Below are 19365 nucleotides of genomic sequence, written 5' to 3' on the forward strand. Positions count from 1 at the left end.
GAGTGAGGGGATGGAGTGATGAGCATCGGCAACCGGCGCAGCCGCGCCTCGTGGAAATCCGGTAACGCTACCAGCGTTGGGGCCCTGGCATTGGCGCTGATCGCCAGCCCCGCAATGGCTGCACCGGCACAGCAAACCCAAGCTCCCGACGTTGCGACGGGCGCTCAGGAACAAGCGGCCAGCGAGCGCGATATCGTCGTCACCGGCACCCGCATCACCGCCAATGGCTATAACGCCCCCACGCCGACCACGGTCATCGGCGAGGAACAGATCCAGGCCAACGCCCAGCCGAATATCTTCAACACCGTGGCCCAGTTGCCGTCCTTGCAGGGATCAACCGGCGCGACGACGGGCACCTTCAGCACGTCAAGCGGGCAGCAGGGCCTCAGCTCCTTTTCGCTGCGCGGCCTCGGTACCATCCGCACCCTGACGCTGCTCGACGGGCAGCGGGTGGTCGGCGCGAACGTCACCGGCGTTCCCGATATCAGCCAGTTCCCGCAATTGCTGATCAAGCGGGTCGATGTCGTGACCGGCGGTGCCTCGGCCTCCTGGGGATCGGACGCGGTCGGCGGTGTCATCAACTTCATCACCGATACGCGCTTCACCGGGTTCAAGGGCAATCTCCAGACCGGGGTCACCACCTATGGCGATAACGGCCAGGTGCTGGCCCAGGCGGCGTTCGGCAAGGCGCTGGCGGGTGACCGACTTCACCTGATCGTCAGCGGCGAATATGCCAAGGATCAGGGCGTCGGGCCGGGCAATTTCGGCGAGGATCTGGCTGGCAGCCGCGACTGGTACCGCGCGTCGACGCTGGTCGATACCGGCATCCGCAACGGCAGCACGCCGCAATTCCTCTACCGCGACCATGGCCAGGCCTATCAATACACCAAATACGGCCTGATCAGCGCCGGACCACTCCAGGGCACGGCGTTCGACGCCAACGGCAATCCCTTCCCCTTTCAATATGGATCGAACGGCATTCCCGCCAAGAACGCCGCGGGCAACGTCATCGGATGCTATGTCGGTTTCTGCGTCGGCGGCGACCAGTCGGGCCATGTCGGCTCGGGCACCTCGCTGCAATCCGCGCTGGAGCGGATCAACGGCTATACCCGCATCGGCTATGACCTCGCACCCGACATGGAACTGTATGTCACCGCCAATATCGCGCAGGTGAAGACCAGCAACCAGCCCAATCCCGGTGCCTCCAAGACGGGGCTGACCATCCAGTGTTCCAACCCCTATCTGCCGCAATCCATTCAGCAGCAATGCGCCGCCAACGGCATCACCCAGTTCAGCTATGGCCTGAGCAACGCGATCCTGCCGAACATCAAGGTCAACACCGACCGCCGCCAGTATCGCTTCGTCGGCGGCCTGAAGGGCAAGGCGGAGGTGTTCGGCGGCAGCTGGACCTATGACGTCTATTACGAGCATGGCATCAACGTCACCGACATCGATGTCGACAATATCAGCCTGACCGGACGCTATAACCAGGCGATCAACGCGACGACGCTGAACGGCCAGATCGTCTGCGCCGATGCCGCCGCACGGGCCAGCGGGTGCCAGCCGATCAACATCTTCGGCGGCGCGACGCCCTCGGCCGCCGCATTGGCCTATATCGTGCCCGTCAACGGTCCGTTCCAGCATACCCGCCAGACCCAGGATGCCGCGGCGGGCAGCATCTCGGGCAATTTGATCGACCTGTGGGCCGGGCCGCTGTCGATCGCGACCGGCGTCGAGTATCGGCGAGAGGCGTATCGGGTGAACGCGGATCCTTATGGCGCGGGCGTCTCGGCGATCAGCCCCAATTCGGCGGCCTATCCCGCCGACCCGTTCCTGAATTCGGCGACCGGCAGCAATTGGTATGCGGGCAATTACAAGAACGGCTCGGGCAAATATGACGTGTATGAGAGCTTCCTGGAGCTCAACCTGCCGCTGATCAATTCGGAGAGCCTGGGCCGTGCCAATCTGAGCGCGGCGGGTCGTGCCACCCATTATTCGACCTCCGGCGCGGTCTATGCCTGGAAGCTGGGCGGCACATGGGACACGCCGCTCGACGGCTTCCGCCTTCGCGCCGTCACCTCACGCGACGTGCGGGCACCCAACCTGTCCGAGCTATTCGCCGCCCCCACGACGACGACGGTGCCCAACTTCACCGATCCGTTCCGCAATACCCAGGTGCTGATCATCCAGAACTCGCTGGGCAATCCCAACCTGCGCCCCGAAATCGCGCGCAGCACCGAGGCGGGGGTGGTCCTATCGCGGCCGAGCTGGGCACCGGGGCTCAGCCTGTCCTTCGACTATTACACGATCAAGGTGAACGACGTCGTCTCCAGCCTGTCGGCCGCGCAGATCGTCAACCTGTGCTTCCAGGGCAATACCGAGACGTGCGGCGCCTTCAACCTTCAGAACACGGCCGGGCCGAATTTCGTCAACGTCCAGGCGTTCAACCTCGCCTCGATCAAGACCAGCGGCTTCGATATCGAGGGCAGCTATCAATGGCGCAACCCGATGGGGCTGAACGGCAATCTGACGCTGCGCGCGCTCGCCACCCATGTCATCAAGTTCGTGACCGACCCCGGCCTGCCCGGCACGATCCCGATCGACAGCGCAGGGGCCAATTCGGGTGCGACCCCGAGCTGGAAGTGGCTGGCGATCCAGAGCTACGACACCGACAGATTCAGCCTGCTGGTTCAGGAACGCTGGTTCAGCGATGGCGTGTTCGGCAACCAATATGTCGTCTGCTCGACCAGCTGCCCGGTTTCGACCGGCAACAACCCGACGATCGACCGCAACTTCATGAAGGGTGCCTTCTATGTCGATATCGGCGGTTCGCTGAACGTCACGCCAGCGGTCAGCATGTTCTTCAAAGTCGACAATCTTCTGAACCGCGATCCCGAGCCGTCGCCGCAGACCAATACCGGCCTGGACGTCAATCCGGCGCTGTACGACACGCTGGGTCGCTCCTACCGGATCGGCCTGCGCGCCAAGTTCTAAGATGGAAAGGGGTGGATTTCGGCCTGTCGAAATCCACCCCTTCCCGGTTCGGCTATCAAAGCTTCAGGCTGATACCCGCGAAGAAGGTCCGGCCGAGTGCGTCATAGACGTTCGGGAAGGTATTGCCCGAATTGGCCCCGCTGCTGCCCGCCGAGCCGCCGACGATCGGCGGATTGATGTTGAACAGGTTGCTGACACCGACGCGGAACGTGTACTGCTTGTTCACGTCGAAACTGATGTTCGTGTCGATATAGGAATAGGACGGAATGCGGCTGGCCAGGATCGGCGTGCCCGCATCCGCGCTGACCGGCCCGACATAACGCCACCGCCCCTGGATCGCGATCCCGTTCAGGTCGAGTACGGCCGAGGCCTGATGCTTCCAGCGCGGGATCGGGTTGATCGAGACCGCCGCGCAGCTGTTGCCGAACTTGCCCGCGCAGTTGATCGGGGTCGCCTGCGCGCCCAGATTGAAGGTGTAGCTGTCGACATAGGTGCCCGCCATGTTCAGCGTCAGGCTGTTGCCGTCACCCGGCAGGGTGAAGCGATAATCCGCCGAGACGTCAATGCCGCTGGTCTTGAGCGTGGCGACGTTGATCAACTGCTCCGTCACGCCCGGGAACTGGCCATTCGCATTGGGCGAGCCCGACAGCTGGCCGGAGATATTGTTCCGTACGATCAGCGAGCAATAGGCCGAGATATTGTTGTTGAAACACTGGTTCACGATGTCCTGCGAACCATCGGACGCGATATAGTTGTTCACCTTCATCCGGTAATAGTCGACGGTGACGTTCAGGCCGGGCAGGAAGCGCGGCGAGAACACCGCGCCCGCCGTCAGCGTGTTGGCGGTTTCCGGGCGCAGCGCGGGGTTGCCGCCCGCGTTGATGTTGGTCTGGTTCGCGGTCACGTCCTGAATGACGCCCGAGTTGACCAGCGTGGCGGGAGCCCCCTGGGCGATACATTTGGCGGCCAGCGTCGCATTGCCCTGAGGAAGACCATTGGCGCAGGGGTCGGTGGCCAGGACATCGGTGCCCGCCTGGGTGATCGGGCTGTTCAACTCGGCAATGTTGGGATCGCGGGTCGCCCGGTTGAAGATCGCCCGGAAGCGCACGCCCTCGACCGGACTCCAGTCGCCGCCCAGCTTGTAGGTCACGGCGTCCAGCTTATTGCGACCCGCCACCGTGTTGTTGGTGTAGGAGGAATAGCGGACGCCCCCTTCGAAGTTCAGCGCGCGGACGAAGGGCCGGTCGGTGACCAGCGGCATCTGCAACTCGCCGTAAATTTCCTTGACGTCGAAGGACGCATTCGGAACCGCCGTGCCCTGGCCGTAATAGATCAAATTGCCCGAGCCGTAATTGGCGTCGACCGACTGGCTGCCCGTCTCCCGGCGATACTCCGCGCCCAGCGCAACCGCCGCGGGCTTGTCGGCCAGCGGGCTTTGCAAGAAGTTCAGGTCGCCCGACAGGCTGCCGCCGGTGACGAACTGGGTATAGCGATTGTCCTGCGCGCCGTTGGCGGTGATGAACGACAGCGCCGCCGCCGAAATCGGCTGAGACGTGAACAGGTTAACGGGGACGCAGCCATTGGCGGAATTGGCGCAGACGGGGGTGCCGTTCGCGCCGACCGTCGCATTGATGGCCTGAGCGGTCTTGTTATAGTCGAGGTCGTTCAGCAGCGCCTGATGCCGCTTGGCCAGGCCATATTGCGCGAACACATCGTAATGGAAGCTGTCGGCGAAATCGCCACGCAGGCCCACAATGCCGAAATAGGTATCGTTGGTGAATTCCTGGATGCGGCCGCCCGTCTCGGTCACGCGGCGACGGATGCCGACATTGGCGGTGCCGTCGGCATTCAGGTTCTTCGGATCGCCAAAGATCAATGCGGAATTGGCCGCGTTGAGGAACGGGTTGTTGGGCGAGATGGTGAAGTTGAATCCGGCGGTCGCCGTCGGTGCCAGAATCGCGGTCACGTCGCTGCGCGTATAGCTGCCGCGTGCATAGAGTTCGGCCGCGTCAGAGAATTTGTAGCTGGCCAGCGCCGTCGCATTGTACCGCTCCAGCGGCACTTGCAGATAATTGGCGGGATTGAAGTTGTACGGCTTGTAATAAGGCACGAAATTGTCCGTGCCGCCCGCTTGGCTGCCGTCGTTGATCTGGTATCGGCCGGAGTTGATGTCGATGACCGTCGGCGTCGCGTTGCTCGACCCGCTGGGCTTCAGATTGGCGTCGAGATTCTGCGCCGAATAGGCCCGCGCCGACTGATAGACGCCGTCCCGCTTCGTGTACTGACCCGCGATGACGATATGCCCGGCATCGTCGTTGCCGAACTTTATGCCCGCCGCCAGGCCCGCATTATACTGGGCGGCGTCACCATGCCCGGTGACCTGCGAGCTGGCATCGGCGCGCACGCCCTCCAGCTTGTCGTCGAGCACGAAGTTGACCACGCCCGAAATGGCATCGGCGCCGTAGACCGCCGAGGCGCCGCCGGTCAGCACGTCGACGCGCTTGATCAGGACGGTCGGGATCGCGTTGATGTCGACCGCGCCGCCAATGTCCGACGGCACCATGCGGCGGCCGTTCACGAGCACCAGCGTCCGCTGCGATCCCAGGCCGCGCAGATCGACCGTCGCAGTGCCGCCATTGCCGTTGTTCGTCGTGCTGCTCGCGGCGGGCACGAACTGCGGCGAGGATGAGAGATAGGACTCGGCGGTGACCGTGTTGGTCGCCTTCAGCTCGCCCGCGCTGATCGTGGCGACGGGGCTGCTGCTCTGGAGGTCGGGTCGCTGGATGCGCGATCCGGTGACGACGATATCGCCGGTCGGCGCCGGGGTGGTGGTCGCTGTAGTGGTGTCCGTCGCCGCACCCTGCACGGCCTGAGCCGACGCCTCCGTCGCAAAACTCGCCATGCCGAGACCCAGGCCAACCAGCGTCAGGCTCTGAAGGGCGGTCCCGATCTGCAACCGGCGACGGGCAAGCGTGGAATTCTTGATCATGACGCGTCCTCATTCTGCCGAGGATCCGGGCCATCCGATCCTCCAGCCAAAATTGCCGCCCCCTGCCCCATCACGAGGCCCGGAAGCGTGGCGTCATAAAATCGACACAGAGAAACGCTGTAAATTTACGGAAGTGTCATCTTGATCTATTTGGCCGAATGTAACCGCAAGAACACAGTCGACCAGCTCCTATGCAACAATGGATAAGGGCACACCCGATATACGATAATTATATTGTCTTTAGACGATGAAATGCATGTCACAATTGGTTCATTTCTGGCTCGCTGACGCTAGCGACGTCAAACATTACACTGAACCTAACGGCATCTGTTAATCGCGAGCAGGCCATGGCTCCCGTCTGGCAGGCGTTGGATAATCACGCGACGGCTTCGGCCTCCACGATCCGGGGCCGCAGGCTCGCTACCCGTCGCACATGGTCGGGATCGGCCAGCATGCGCGACGGCCTGCCGATCAGATAGCCTTGGACAGCGGCGCAACCCTCCCGGGTCACGATGGCCAGCTGGGCGGGTTCCTCCACCCCCTCGGCCAGCACCGGCATGTTGAGCGTCGCACCCAGCGCCGCGACCGATCGCAGGATCGACACCGCCTGTTCGTCATGCTCGATCTCGGAGACGAAGGACGCATCGAGCTTGATCCGGTCGAAGGGGAAGGAGCGCAGCACCTCCAGCGAGGAATAGCCGACGCCGAAATCGTCGAGCGCGATGGCGATGCCCATCGCCTTCAGCGCCTTCAGCTGCTCCAGCGCGAAATGCTTGTCATGGATGATCGCGCTCTCGGTCAGCTCCAGCGTCAGTCGCTCGGGCGGCAGGCCGCTGTCCGCCAGGGCCGAACGTACCGTCTCGACCAGCTGCTTTTCGGCGAGATGCATCGGCGACAGGTTGACCGACACGGGCTGCGGGTCGGCCCAGCCCGCCGCCTCGTGGCAGGCGCGCCGCAGGACCCAGTTGCTCAGCGGCACGATATCGCCGCTCTTCTCGGCAAGCGGGATGAACCGGGCCGGCGGGATCATGCCCCGGACCGGGTGGTTCCAGCGGATCAGCGCCTCATAGCCGCAAATCTCGCCCGACGGGATGGACGACTGCACCTGATAATAGAGTTCGAACGCGTCGGCATCGAGCGCATGGCGGAGATCGGCGATCAACTCGCGCCGCTCGCGCACGGCATCGTCCATATGCGCGTCGTAGAAACAAGGTTCCTTGGAGTGGGCCGACTTGGCCCGGTACATGGCCAGGTCCGCCTTGGCGAGCAGCGCATCGGCATCGGAGCCGTCCCGCATGGCCAGCGCGACACCGATATTGGCGCCGATCGACGCGGTGAACCGGTCGAACAGGAATGGTGCCTCGGACGCCGTGGTCAGCCGATGCAGGAAATCTTCGAGCTCGGCTGGGTCGTCATAGGAAACGACGGCCGAAAACTCGTCGCCGCCCAGCCGGGCGATGCGTTCGCCGGGCCGCAGGATGGCGGAAAACCGCGCCGCCAGCGCCGCCAGCAGCTGGTCGCCCGCCTGATGGCCATAGGTATCGTTGACCACCTTGAAGCGCGACAGGTCCATCATCACCACCGCCATACGCTGATACCCGCCGCGGATGCCGAAGCGGGCCTCCAGATCCTCGATGAAGCTGATCCTGTTGGGCAGGTCGGTCAGGCTGTCGTGCAGGGCCATGTGACGCAGGCGGCGATAGGTTTCCGACTGGGTATGTCCATCGATCAGGGCGCTGATCGCCGCGCATCCGACGATGATGAGCGTGGCGACCGTCGTCGTGGTCGCCAGCGTCGCCATGGTCATGCCCGACAGGCCCTGGCCGAGCTTCAGGACGGTGATCTTCATCGCCGTCATGCCGGTGAAGTGAAGCGCCGCGACGGCAAGGCTCAGCCACGCCACCGCCGTCTTGTTCCTCCAGCGCCCCCGCCCGGCCAGCACGTGGAAGGCCATGGCGGACAGGCCGCTCGACAACAGGATGGAGGCGACGACATAAGGCTCTTTCCAGGTGACGATGCCGTCGACCCGGTATGCCGCCATGCCGATATAATGCATGACCGAAATGCCCGTGCCGATCACGGCCCCACCGACCGCCCCCGACCAGCGCCGCCGCCCGGCGGCCAGGGCCAGTCCCGGAGCAGCGATCCCGATCACCGCCAGCAGCGACATCAGCGTCAGGATTGGATCGAGAATGACGGGCGCGCTCGTCCGGAACGCCATCATGGCGACGAAGTGGGTCGCCCAGACCATCGTGCCCGCACCGACCGCACCCAATATGATCCAGCCATAGCGGCGATACCCCCGGGAGGCCCGGACCCGGCTGAACAACTGGACGGTCGCAAGCGACCCCGTGACGCAGATCAGCAGCGCCAGCGCGACGAAGCGCAGGTCATGCTGTTGCGTCAAGCACAGGACGACATCGATCACGCGGTCCCCTCCATCTGGAGCAGGTCCGCCCGGCTTTCCAGGGCGACCGCCGCCTGCCGGGCCAGCGCAATGAGATAGGCTTTCTGGTCCGACGAAGCGGGGTTCCGTCGCTGCGTGTCGAAGACGCACAGTGCACCGACATCGATGCCCCCGGTGACGCGCAACGGCACGCCGATATAATAGCGGACGAACGGCGCGGCGTTGACGGCTGGCAGTTCGGCCACGCGCGGATCACTGCACGGGTCGCAAATCTCCAGCACGTCGGGCTTGTCGAGCGCGAAGGTGCAGAAGCTGCGGTGGCGCGGATTGCAGACGATGTCGACGCCACGGGTCGCCTTGAACCATTGCTGATTGCCATGGATCAGGGACAGGAGCGCGATCGGGGCGTTGAAGGATATCGCGGCCCGCTCGACGAAACGGTCGAAGCCGGGTTCGGGCGGCGAGTTCAGAACGTTCAACGCATGTACGGCGCTGGTACGTCGCCTTTCCCGGAACAGGCTCTTGAGCATCGTCTCTCTTCAGTACTGAGTGCTCATTCTGGTCGCACCTGAACCTTAAAACTTGATTTACCGGCATAAATTAATCCGACGGCTTCGGAGTCTTGGCCGCTGGTTCGCAGGCCGATCCTCGGCCAGCTTCGTTCGAATAGCGAAAGAAGCAACCGTGCCAAGCGGTGCCCCGCCAAACAGATGCCAGTATCCTTGGCAAAGGATTCCCCAAGACCTGCCGACGCAATTTTACGGTCACCCCAGAAATGACCAATATCGTCACAGCCATGCTTACCTTTAACCACCCGGTAACTTCACGGGTGATAGGCGGCCGGTCATCGCAGCGCCGGTTCTTGGCGAGTGGAACACCGGCGACCACAGTCGCTGCTGCGTCAGAGGGGGAATTGCTAAGTGACTTCGATGAATTCCGCATTTGGTAAACTGCGCCTTGGGATTTCGACGGCGGCCTTGCTGACCGCGATCGCGACCCCGGCCTTTGCGCAGGAGGCAGCACCGGCCCAGCCTGCCGATGCCGCCGACCAGAGCGCGACCGCAGCCGCCACCGCCGAGCAGGATGTCCAGATCAAGCGGACCGCCCCCGCGCCCGCCACGGCCGAAGGCACGACCGTCGTCGTCACCGGCACGCTGTTCCGCGATTCCAACGCCAGCTCGATCTCGCCCGTGACCGTGGTGAACTCGAACGTGATGCTGCGCGCCAACATCACCACCGCACAGGACGCCATCCGTTCGGTCTCCGCCGACAGCGCAGGTTCGATCTCGACCGGCTTCCGCAACGGCTTCTCGGCCGGTGGCGCGGCGGTGTCGCTGCGTGGTCTGGGCGTGTCGTCGACCGTCGTCCTGATCGACGGCCTGCGCAATGCGAACTTCCCGCTGAACGATGACGGCCACAACGCCTATGTCGACCTGAACTCGATCCCGTTCAGCACCATCGAGCGCGTCGAAGTGCTGAAGGACGGCGCATCCTCGACCTATGGCGCCGACGCGATCGGCGGCGTGGTCAATCTGATCAGCAAGAAGAACGTCCAGGGCATTTCGGGCTCGGTCCAGGGGGGCACCACCGAAAAGGCCGACGGCGCGCACTATCGCGCCACGCTGACCGCCGGGTTCGGCGACTATCGCGAGCAGGGCTTCAACTTCTACGTCAATGGTGAATACACCTATGACGGGTACATCACCAACAACTCGCGCGGCTATCCGTTCAACACGCTGGACCTGAGCCCCAGCGGCCTGCAGGATCGCAACCGCAACGACGACTCGCTGCTGGCGGCCAATCCGCAAGCGGTCGTCACCCGCGTCCGACAGACCGACCTCAACAATCCGCTGGCGGGTCAGGTCGGCTCGCCGCTGACCAACCAGTATGTGCTGCTCAACCCGAATGCGTGCCCCTTCGGCACCTTCACCGTGACCTCGGGCTCGGCGCAGGGCACCGGTTGCAAGCATAACCTGCCTGCCGAATATTCGATCATCCAGCCCCGCCAGCAGCGTTATTCGACCACGGCGCGCCTGAACGTCCGCATCGCCGAGGGCTGGGAAGCCTTTGCCAGCGGCAGCTACTCGCATTCCGAAGTCGATATTCGCGGCACCCCGTCGGGCATCCGCCAGACCCAGCCGTTCGGCGGCTCGGCGGCGCTCGCGTCGACCAGCCCGGGCATCGTCCTGCCCATGTATGTCTGCGCCGCAGGCGTGAACTGCGCCACCGCCGCGGATCGCCGTCTGAACCCGAACAACCCCTATGCCGTGGCCGGTGCCGACCCGACGCAGAATGCCGCGCGCATCTATTATCTGTTCGGCGACATTCCCGCCGGCAGCCACCGTTATGTCGACGTGTTCCGCGCGACCTATGGCATTTCGGGCGATCTGGGCGATGGCTTCAAGTTCCGCCTGAACGGCGTCTATGCCCGTGACAATTTCGCGGTCACGCAGCGCGGCTTCATCAACATCCAGGGCCTGCTGAACGCGGTCAACACCGGCGCGTACAACTTCGTCAATCCGGAGCAGAACACGCAGGCCATCCGCAATCAGATCTCGCCGGAGCGGACCACCCCGTCCTACTCGACGGTGGCGACGATCGGCGGTTCGCTGCTGAAGTCGCTGATGGAGCTGCCGGGCGGCGACCTGAATGTCGGCGGCGGTTTCCAGGTCCGTCGCGAGACGCTGATGAACCGCAACCAGAATGCGGATCTGTCCTATTACGGCCTGAACACCTCGTCGGCCCAGGGTCGTCAGACCGTGACCGCCGGGTTCTTCGAGATCGACGCGCCCTTCGCGCGCTCGTTCGACCTGAACGTGTCGGGCCGCTACGATCACTATTCGCAGGGCTATAGCCACTTCTCGCCGAAGGTGGGTGCCAAGTTCACCCCGGTCCGCGAGTTCTCGCTGCGCGCCACCTATTCGCAGGGCTTCCGCGCGCCGACTTTTGCGGAATACAACCCGGCGAGCAGCTATGCGGGCTTCTCGTCCTTCACCCCGCCCGCCAGCTTCATCGCGGCGCATCCGGGCAGCCCGGCCTATACGACCTCGTACAATATCGGCAGCGGCGCCCAGGGCAATCCGGACATCCTGCCCGAAGTGTCGCGCAGCTTCACCGTGGGGACGATCGTCAACCCGACGCGCTGGCTGAACGTCACGGTCGACTATTACAATATCCGCAAGTCGAACCTGATCGTCAGCGGACCGCTGCGCGCCGAGGCGATCAACGCCTATTACGGCCAGACCAATGCGACCGACGGATGCGCGGCGCTCGCGAAGGTGGGTCCGGGCTATAAGTGCAACGTCCTCGACGGGGTCGACCCCGTGAACCCGAATGCCCTGCCCCGCCTGCTGGTGTTCGACGTTCCTTACGTCAACGCCAACTACATGGTCAGCTCGGGCATCGACATGCAGGCCAATGCGAACTTCCAGTTCGACAATGGCGTCAAGCTGATCAGCCGCGTCGACGTCACCCGCGTCCTTCGCCTCGACCTCGTCACCCCGGCGGGCGTCGTGCAGAAATATGCGGGTACGCTCGGGCCGTACGAACTGTCCTCGGGCGGCGGCACGCCGCGCATCCGTGGCAACTGGCAGAACACGATCGAAGTCGGCAATTTTTCGCTGACCAGCACGACCTATTATGTCGGACGGATCAAGCAGGTGGCGGCCGATCGCATTCAGCCAACCAACGGCGTGATCGACCTGTCATGCAAGAACACGCTGGTGCCTATCATCGCGGGCAGCGATGTGAACAACCAGTGCTTCATCCGCCCGTTCATCTACACCGATCTGAACATCGGCGTTCGGGTCAATGACGACTTCCGCTTCTTCTTCAACATCCAGAACCTGACCAATGCCCGCGCTCCGCTGGCGGCGGGGGCCTATGCCAGCAATCCCAACTATCTGAGCAGCTGGCATTATGCCGGTCTGGTCGGTCGCAACTTCAGCGCCGGTGCGAACTTCAACTTCTGATCCGGCCTGACCGGGTGATGCGCGCCGGGACCGACTTCGCCGTCGTCCCGGCGCGTATTGCCATCCTACCTATTGCGGCGTCATAGGCGACCGATGCAGCCGGAGCGTTCCAAGACCATGTATCCGGGATCGGACAATCCGACCGCCCAGCCCAGCGAATTGTACCGACAGTCGCTGGTGATGCGGGCGATCGGCACGCCCTTTGTCGCCGACCTGCTGGCCGCGGTCGACCGGCAGCTCGACAAGGCACCGCTCAGCGCCGCGCTGATCCGCTCCTGGGGCAGCACCGCCGCCTCCTCCGCGATCGCGATGCGGATCAACGCCGCCCTGCATGCGCTGGCGAGGCGCGGTGTCGAGCCGCAATTGGCCGCCCTCTATGCCGGGGACCATGACCGCTTCGACGAGGCGGTCGCCCTGGCGCTGGCGGCGCATGACGAATTTCTGGTCGACTGGTTGCTGCGTGTGCCGCAGACCAACGAGATCGGCCGCGCGGCGGCCTTGTACGCCGCCCTGATGGTCCTGGCGCAGGATCATGGCCATGATTTCGATCTGTTCGAAATCGGGGCGAGCGCCGGACTGAACCTCAACCTGTCCCGCTATGCCTATGATCTGGGTGGCGTCCGGACGGGTGCGCCGGACTCGCTGGTGCGGATCGCGCCCGAATGGCGTGGCCCCCCGCCCCCCGATGCCGCCGTGACCGTCCGTCAGGCGCTGGGCGTCGATCTCCACCCGCTCGACGTCAATGATCCGGCGGCCTGCGAGCGGCTGGCATCCTTCATTTTCGCCGACCAGCCCGAGCGGGCCGAGCGCCTGGACCGGGCTCTGGCAATCGCGCGCCGGCATCCGCCCCGGCTCGATACCGGCGATGCCGCATCCTGGCTGACGGCACAGCTTGCCGCTCCTGCGCCGGACGGCCGCCACCGCGTCGTCCTGCATTCGATGGTTCTGCAATATCTCAGCGCCGAAGACCGCGCCCGGATAGAGGCGACCCTGAACGAAGCCGGGGCGTCCGCGACCGCGACGAGGCCGTTCGCCTCGATCGGTTTCGAATGGGACCTGGCGCGCGAGCGGGTCGAGCTTCGCCTGCGGTCCTGGCCCGACGGTCAAGACCGCGTGCTGGCGCATTGCCATCCTTATGGCGCGTGGATTCACTGGCTGACGAACTGACAAACTATTCGTCACGATAATGGTTACACGCTTCACCCATCCTTAACTTTGCGGTTCTAGCAATTGTCCGACGAAACCAATGTTTCATGTGGGACCGGGGGGATTGGACATTGCGCGACGACGACTGCGCCAGTGCATTTGGCGATACTTTTCAAAGCCGAATCCATGACCGCGACTGATCCTCTCGCCGTCCTGTCAGCGCCCTTCGATGCGCCGCGTGATCGGCCCAGTCCGCCTGTCCTCGATAACGATAACTCAATGAATTCGCGCTTATCGTCCCTCGTCCGACTTGTTGAGAGAAACGCATAATGCTCACGAACATGAACATCCCCAAGAAACTGGGTGTATCGTTCCTGATCGTCAGCCTGTCGGCCGCGGTCATGACGATCGTGTTCTTCGTGAACATCTGGGAAATCAAAAACGCGACGGCGCGCAACAACCACGCCCAGGAAGTCTATGCCAAGGCACTGACGCTCGAGACATCGATTCTGCGAGAGAACAGCCAGTTGCGCGGTTTCCTCGTCACAGCGGATAAGAGCTATCTCAAATCCTACGAGGAAGCCCGCAAGGAATATGACACCACCAGCCGCGAACTGAACGCGATGCTGGACGACTCGGCCGAGTTGGCGTTGCTTGCCAAGTCCAATGCCGAAAAGGCCAAGTGGCGGCGGACATGGAGCGACCGTCTGACCGATTGGGTCAAGGACGGGCGGCGCGACGAAGCGCAACAGGCCGTTCGTGACGCGGGCAAAGCCGTGCTGACCAGCGACATCGTGCTGCCCCTCCGGGCCATTCGCGACCAGGAAACGGCGGCGATCGCCAGCAATGCCGCATCGCAGGAAAACGCGATCAGCACCGCCATCATCGCCTTGGTGCTTGGCGGCGTGATGCTGATCGGCGTCGTCATCACCCTTCAGATGCTGCTCAGCCGCAGCATCGCACGGCCGATCACCACCCTCACCCGCCTGATGGCCGAGCTGGCGCGCGGTCGCAACGACATCGATGTGCCGGGCAGCGAGCGCGGGGATGAACTGGGCGACATGGCCCGCGCCGTCGTCGTCTTCCGCGACGCGGCCAAGGCCAAGGTGAGCGACGACCGTGAGCGCGAGCTGGCCTTGCAGGAAATCGGCTCCGGCCTGCATCGCCTGTCGGAAGCGGACCTGACCGTCCGCCTGACGGACCTGCCGTCCGCCTTCCATCAGCTGGCGGCCGACTTCAATCGCGCCGTCCAGAACCTTTCGGGCCTGACCAGCGACGTTCGCGGCAGCGCCGGCTCCATCCGCTCGAATATCGAGGAAATCCGCCAGGCGACCGACAATCTGTCGGCGCGCAGCGAGCAGCAGGCGGCCAGCCTGCGGGAAACCGCCGCAGCGGTCGGCGAGATCACGCAAGGCGTTCGCGAAGGGGCGGCCAGCGCCAGCCAGGCGAACCGTGCCGTGACCGAGGCCCGCGACGAAGCCGAAAAGGGCGGGCAGATCGTCGCCAAGTCGATCACCGCGATGAACGGCATCGACCAGGCCAGCCGCGAGATCGTCGATATCATCACCGTCATCGACGGCATCGCCTTCCAGACGAACCTGCTCGCCCTCAACGCGGGCGTCGAAGCGGCGCGGGCCGGTGACGCGGGCAAGGGCTTCGCCGTCGTCGCCTCCGAGGTCCGCGCACTGGCGCAGCGCTCGGCCGATGCGGCATCCGACGTCAAGGCGCGCATTCTCTCGGCGATCGAACATGTCCGTTCGGGCGTGGTACTGGTCGACGAGACCGGCAATGCCCTGCAACGGATCATCGGCAAGGTGTCCGACGTCAGCACCGTGGTCGACGTCATCGCGCGGTCCTCCGAACAGCAGGCCCACAGCCTGGGTCAGGTCAACATCGCGATCGGCGAGATCGATTCGGTCACGCAACAAAATGCCGCGATGGTCGAGGAATCGACGGCCGCCGCCAGCCTGCTGGCGCAGGAGTGTGGGACGCTGATGGCCTCGGTGATGCGCTTCAACGTAGATGCGGCCGCGCAGCATGCCTCTGCGGCCTCCCCGCAATACCGGACGGAGTATGGCCACGCGTCCCGATACGCCGCCTGATAGAGCGCGAGCGGCCGCCCACCACGGCTGATTTGCGTTTCCTGATCAACGCCATGACGGCAATGCCGTGTTAACCTGCATTTGCAACTGATGCGGGGATCGCGCAGGAGAAGCTCACACAGGAGGATGTGGACGGCATATGGACTCAAAGCGCCGGATTTTAGAGCAATTGCCGCTACTTGGCGAGCGCAGGGCGCTGGCCTATTCCGTGGCGCTGGCGCTTTCGGCGATTGCCTGGTGGATACGCTGGACACTGGATCCGGCCTTTCCGCCGGGCTTTCCCTATCTGACGTTCTTCCCGGCCGTCATCATTTCATCCTTCCTGTTCGGGCGCGGCCCGGGAACGCTGTCGGCCATCGTCTGCGGTCTGCTCGCCTGGTATTTCTTCATACCGCCCGCCAACAGCTTCGATTTTGAGCCGCGCACGCTCGTCGCCTTGGGCTTCTATGCGGGTGTCGTGGCGGTCGATATCGGTCTTGTCGACGCCATGCAGCGTGCCAACCAGCGATCGTCGCGGCTGGCGGCGGAACAGCGACAACTGGCCGAACGCACCGAATTGCTTTTCAGCGAGTTGCAGCACCGGGTCTCGAACAACATCCAGATGGTCGGCGCCATGCTGTCGCTGCAGCAGCGGCAGGTCGTCGATCCGATCGCGCGCATGGTCCTGGCCGACGCCTCCACGAAGCTGCAGCTCATTGGGCGCATCCAGCGGCAGCTCTACGCGACGACGGGCGAGCAGGTGCCGCTGGACATCTTCCTGCGGGACCTGATGGCGGACCTGTTCGCCGCCGACACGAAACCCGGCATCATCCACCGGATCGAGGCGGTTCCCGGACTGCGCCTCTCACCGGATGCGGCGATCCCGCTTGCGCTCATCATGGCGGAGGGCATCGCCAATGCGATGGAACATGGCTTTGCCAATCGCGAGTTCGGGCAGTTGGTCGTCACCCTCACCCGTCAGGACGACGTCATCGCACTCTGCGTGATCGACGATGGCGCAGGCCTGCCGCCGGGGTTCGACCTTCAGGGCTCGAACAGCCTCGGCCTGAAACTGGTGCGAAGCCTGGCCAAGCAGATGGGAGCGGAATTGAGCGTCGAAAACGGCCCCTCGGCGGGGACGATCCTGCGCCTGACATTGCCCGATGGCCAGAGCGGACACCCATAATCACACACTCGCACGGATGACCGCCAACATCCTGCATCATCGCATTACGCGCCGAACATGGCACTGAACGCTGCTTCCTGCGCATGCCAGTCGAGCCCGCGCGCATCGAGCCACTGGTCGTCATAATAGGTGCAGCCGTAACGCTCGCCGCCATCGCACAGGATGGTGACGATCGAACCGACAACTCCCCGCGCCGCCATGTCCTCCAGCAATTGGGCCACAGCGACAAGATTGGTCCCGGTCGAACCACCCACCCGGCGTCCCAACCGGCGGGAAAGCGCGCGCATCGCACCGATGCTGGCGGCATCCTCGACCGCGATCATCCGGTCGATCACCGAGGGGATGAAGCTGGGCTCGACACGCGGACGCCCGATCCCCTCGATGCAACTGCCGCAACCTTCGGGCAGCGACAGTGCCCGGCGGTCGGCGAAGTGCCGGTGGAACACCGAATGGACCGGGTCCGCGACGCAGAGCCGGGTGCCGTGCCGCTGATAGGCGATGTACCGCCCGATCGTCGCCGAGGTGCCGCCCGTTCCCGCGCCGCAGACGATCCATTCGGGGACGGGATATTCCTCCGCCGACATCTGTGCAAAGATGCTCTCGGCGATATTGTTGTTGCCGCGCCAGTCGGTCGCCCGCTCGGCATAGGTGAACTGGTCGAGATAATGACCGCCCGTCTCCGCAGCCAGGGCGTTGGAGACGTCGTACACGGTGCGCGGATCGTCGACCGTGTGGATCTCGCCGCCATGGAAACGGATCGCATCCAGCTTGGGCGCAGCGGTCGAGGCGGGGACCACCGCGATGAAGCGCAGGCCCAGCATCTTGGCGAAATAGGCTTCGCTGACCGCCGTCGAGCCGGAGGACGATTCGATGACGCAGGTGTCCGGCCCGATCCAGCCATTGCACAGCGCGTACAGGAACAGCGAGCGCGCCAGCCGATGCTTCAGGCTGCCGGTCGGATGGCTACTCTCATCCTTCAGATAGAGCGTGATCCCCGGATAGCGGGGCAGGTCGACCCGGATCAGGTGCGTGTCGGCCGAACGGTTATAGTCCGCCTCGATCCGGTGGATCGCCTCCGACTGCCAGCGCCGGACGGCCTCGGCATCGCGATCAGCGCGCATCGATCGTCAGTCCATGGCGCGCCAACATTGCCTGCGGATCGACGTCTCGTCCGCGAAAGCCGCGGAAGCTCCCGGCGGCCGGGGACCTGGCACCGTGCGAAAGGGCCTCGGTGCAGAGTGCCCCCTCGATCAGCTTCGGCGACAGCGCGGCCCGGGCGGCATAGACACCCGCTATATTGCCCGCCGGGCCCGAGCCGATGATGAGGACCTTGCTGTGCCGCACATCCACCCCCTGCCCCCCTTGCACGTTACGCCTCCACGGCCTGGGCCGCGACGACCGGTGCGGCCTCGATCATCTCGATCGCCGTCCAGCCCGCCGCGACATAGGTCTCATTTGCTTTATCCAGCCGTTCGCATCGCTGGCGGAAGCGCTCGGCGAGTTCGGGATGGTCGGCGTCGAGGATCGCATGGACGCGTGCAAGCCCCTCGAACTCCGCCTTGTATGCGTCCTTCTCGGCCTGTTCGCGAATTTGGAACACGCGACTTTCCTCCTCCGGCGTCCAGCCGATCTCGGCCAGTGCCACGCGCAGGTTGAGCGCGCCCGTCGCGTTCAGCGTATCACGCAGCACCGTCCGCATCGTGCCGGGCCAGGCCGCCGACTCCACCGTGCTGCCCGCCGCGCGGTCCAGCACGTCGTCGCCAAGGGCATCGGTCGCCGCTACCGCAGCGAGGCGAGCCGCCTTCCATTGCTTGCGGTCCGGTTCGTCCCCCTCGACCACGCAACGATGCAAGTCGATGATGGTGAGGCGGCATTCTTCCATTGCCGGATGGCGGCGGGTGATCTCGCACAGGCGCGGCCTGGCCAGCAGGGCGAGGATCATCCGCGACACGACGGCGGACAGATCACCGCCGACCGGCGTGCGTGCCAGCCAGGCCTCGGCAAAGCGGGCGGCTTCGGCAAGCGGCCGGAAGCCGTTGATGATCATGGGCAGGGTTTCGACCAAGGCAATCGGATAGCCGAGCCTAGCCGCATAGGCGGACGTGTCGTCCGCCTCGACCACGGCGCCGATCGCATTGGCCTTGCCGTCGTCCCAGGCCGGAAAATAGACGAAACTGCCCGCCGCGACATGTCGCCTCAGCTGTGCCTGGGCTCGCGCCTTGATCGCCGGATCACCATGGAAAGCGATAGCATCGACCATCACGCCGCGCTCACATTCGCATCGACAAAGGCGTCGAGACGGCTGCGCGACATGGTGCCGAACGCGCGCGCGGCTTCCGCACCGTCCTTGACGATCAGCAGCAGCGGAATGCCGCGCACCTCGAACCGTTCGGCGAGCTTGGGATTTTCGTCAATATTGACCTTCACGATGTCGATCTCGTCGGCATATTCCTCCGCGAGTTCGTCGAGCGTCGGGGCCAGCGCCTTGCAAGGCCCGCACCAGGGGGCCCAGAAATCGACCAGCACGGGCTTGTCGTTCTGCATGACGATCTCGTCGAAATCCTGCTCGGTGGCATTACGCATCATCACTG

General features: G+C 64.2%; 12 protein-coding genes. 5 read left to right on the plus strand and 7 right to left on the minus strand.

Annotated elements, in window-relative coordinates; all coding sequences use genetic code 11:
- Positions 1-18: 18 nt before the first annotated feature.
- Positions 19-2994 carry a TonB-dependent receptor plug domain-containing protein gene (locus tag GGQ89_RS05220; RefSeq protein ID WP_184104617.1) on the plus strand — a complete coding sequence of 992 codons (2976 nt, stop codon included), beginning with the start codon at positions 19-21 and terminating at the stop codon, positions 2992-2994.
- A 55-nt stretch (positions 2995-3049) separates the two neighbouring features.
- On the opposite strand, the gene GGQ89_RS05225 is transcribed toward GGQ89_RS05220, so the two are convergent.
- The 3 genes from GGQ89_RS05225 to GGQ89_RS05235 form a co-directional block, all read right to left on the minus strand.
- Positions 3050-5983 carry a TonB-dependent receptor domain-containing protein gene (locus GGQ89_RS05225; protein WP_184104619.1) on the minus strand — a complete coding sequence of 978 codons (2934 nt, stop codon included), beginning with the start codon at positions 5981-5983 and terminating at the stop codon, positions 3050-3052.
- Positions 5984-6359: 376 nt separating this feature from the next.
- Positions 6360-8411, minus strand: coding sequence for an EAL domain-containing protein (locus tag GGQ89_RS05230; RefSeq protein ID WP_184104621.1), 2052 nt, complete (start codon positions 8409-8411; stop codon positions 6360-6362).
- Positions 8408-8869: a GAF domain-containing protein gene (locus tag GGQ89_RS05235; RefSeq protein WP_237243346.1), complete on the minus strand. Its 462-nt coding sequence runs from the start codon at positions 8867-8869 to the stop codon at positions 8408-8410. Before GGQ89_RS05235 ends, GGQ89_RS05230 begins: the two co-directional genes overlap by 4 nt.
- Before the next feature lie 450 nt (positions 8870-9319).
- On the opposite strand from GGQ89_RS05235, the gene GGQ89_RS05240 reads away from it, so the two are divergent.
- From GGQ89_RS05240 to GGQ89_RS05255, 4 genes are all read left to right on the plus strand, one after another.
- Complete coding sequence (locus tag GGQ89_RS05240; RefSeq protein WP_184104623.1) at positions 9320-12361, plus strand: TonB-dependent receptor domain-containing protein; 3042 nt, start codon at positions 9320-9322, stop codon at positions 12359-12361.
- 93 nt (positions 12362-12454) lie between these two features.
- Positions 12455-13528: a DUF2332 domain-containing protein gene (locus GGQ89_RS05245; protein WP_184104625.1), complete on the plus strand. Its 1074-nt coding sequence runs from the start codon at positions 12455-12457 to the stop codon at positions 13526-13528.
- 320 nt (positions 13529-13848) lie between these two features.
- Positions 13849-15609, plus strand: a complete 1761-nt coding sequence (locus GGQ89_RS05250) for a HAMP domain-containing methyl-accepting chemotaxis protein (RefSeq protein ID WP_184104627.1) — start codon at positions 13849-13851, stop codon at positions 15607-15609.
- A 139-nt stretch (positions 15610-15748) separates the two neighbouring features.
- Complete coding sequence (locus GGQ89_RS05255; RefSeq protein WP_184104629.1) at positions 15749-16774, plus strand: sensor histidine kinase; 1026 nt, start codon at positions 15749-15751, stop codon at positions 16772-16774.
- Positions 16775-16818: 44 nt separating this feature from the next.
- Here GGQ89_RS05255 and GGQ89_RS05260 read toward each other — a convergent pair whose 3' ends face one another.
- The 4 genes from GGQ89_RS05260 to trxA are packed head-to-tail and all read right to left on the minus strand — an operon-like array spanning position 16819 to position 19357.
- Positions 16819-17895, minus strand: a complete 1077-nt coding sequence (locus GGQ89_RS05260) for a PLP-dependent cysteine synthase family protein (protein WP_184104631.1) — start codon at positions 17893-17895, stop codon at positions 16819-16821.
- Positions 17885-18118 carry a hypothetical protein gene (locus GGQ89_RS19840; RefSeq protein ID WP_206362681.1) on the minus strand — a complete coding sequence of 78 codons (234 nt, stop codon included), beginning with the start codon at positions 18116-18118 and terminating at the stop codon, positions 17885-17887. Before GGQ89_RS19840 ends, GGQ89_RS05260 begins: the two co-directional genes overlap by 11 nt.
- 25 nt (positions 18119-18143) lie before the next feature.
- Positions 18144-19037, minus strand: coding sequence for a hypothetical protein (locus GGQ89_RS05270; RefSeq protein WP_184104633.1), 894 nt, complete (start codon positions 19035-19037; stop codon positions 18144-18146).
- On the minus strand, positions 19034-19357 hold the full coding sequence (gene trxA, locus GGQ89_RS05275; protein WP_221238848.1) for a thioredoxin: 324 nt from the start codon (positions 19355-19357) through the stop codon (positions 19034-19036). Before trxA ends, GGQ89_RS05270 begins: the two co-directional genes overlap by 4 nt.
- Positions 19358-19365: the final 8 nt, after the last annotated feature.

Origin of the sequence: Sphingomonas yabuuchiae (assembly GCF_014199595.1) — a bacterium.
In the GTDB taxonomy this organism is placed as follows: Bacteria; Pseudomonadota; Alphaproteobacteria; order Sphingomonadales; family Sphingomonadaceae; genus Sphingomonas; species Sphingomonas yabuuchiae.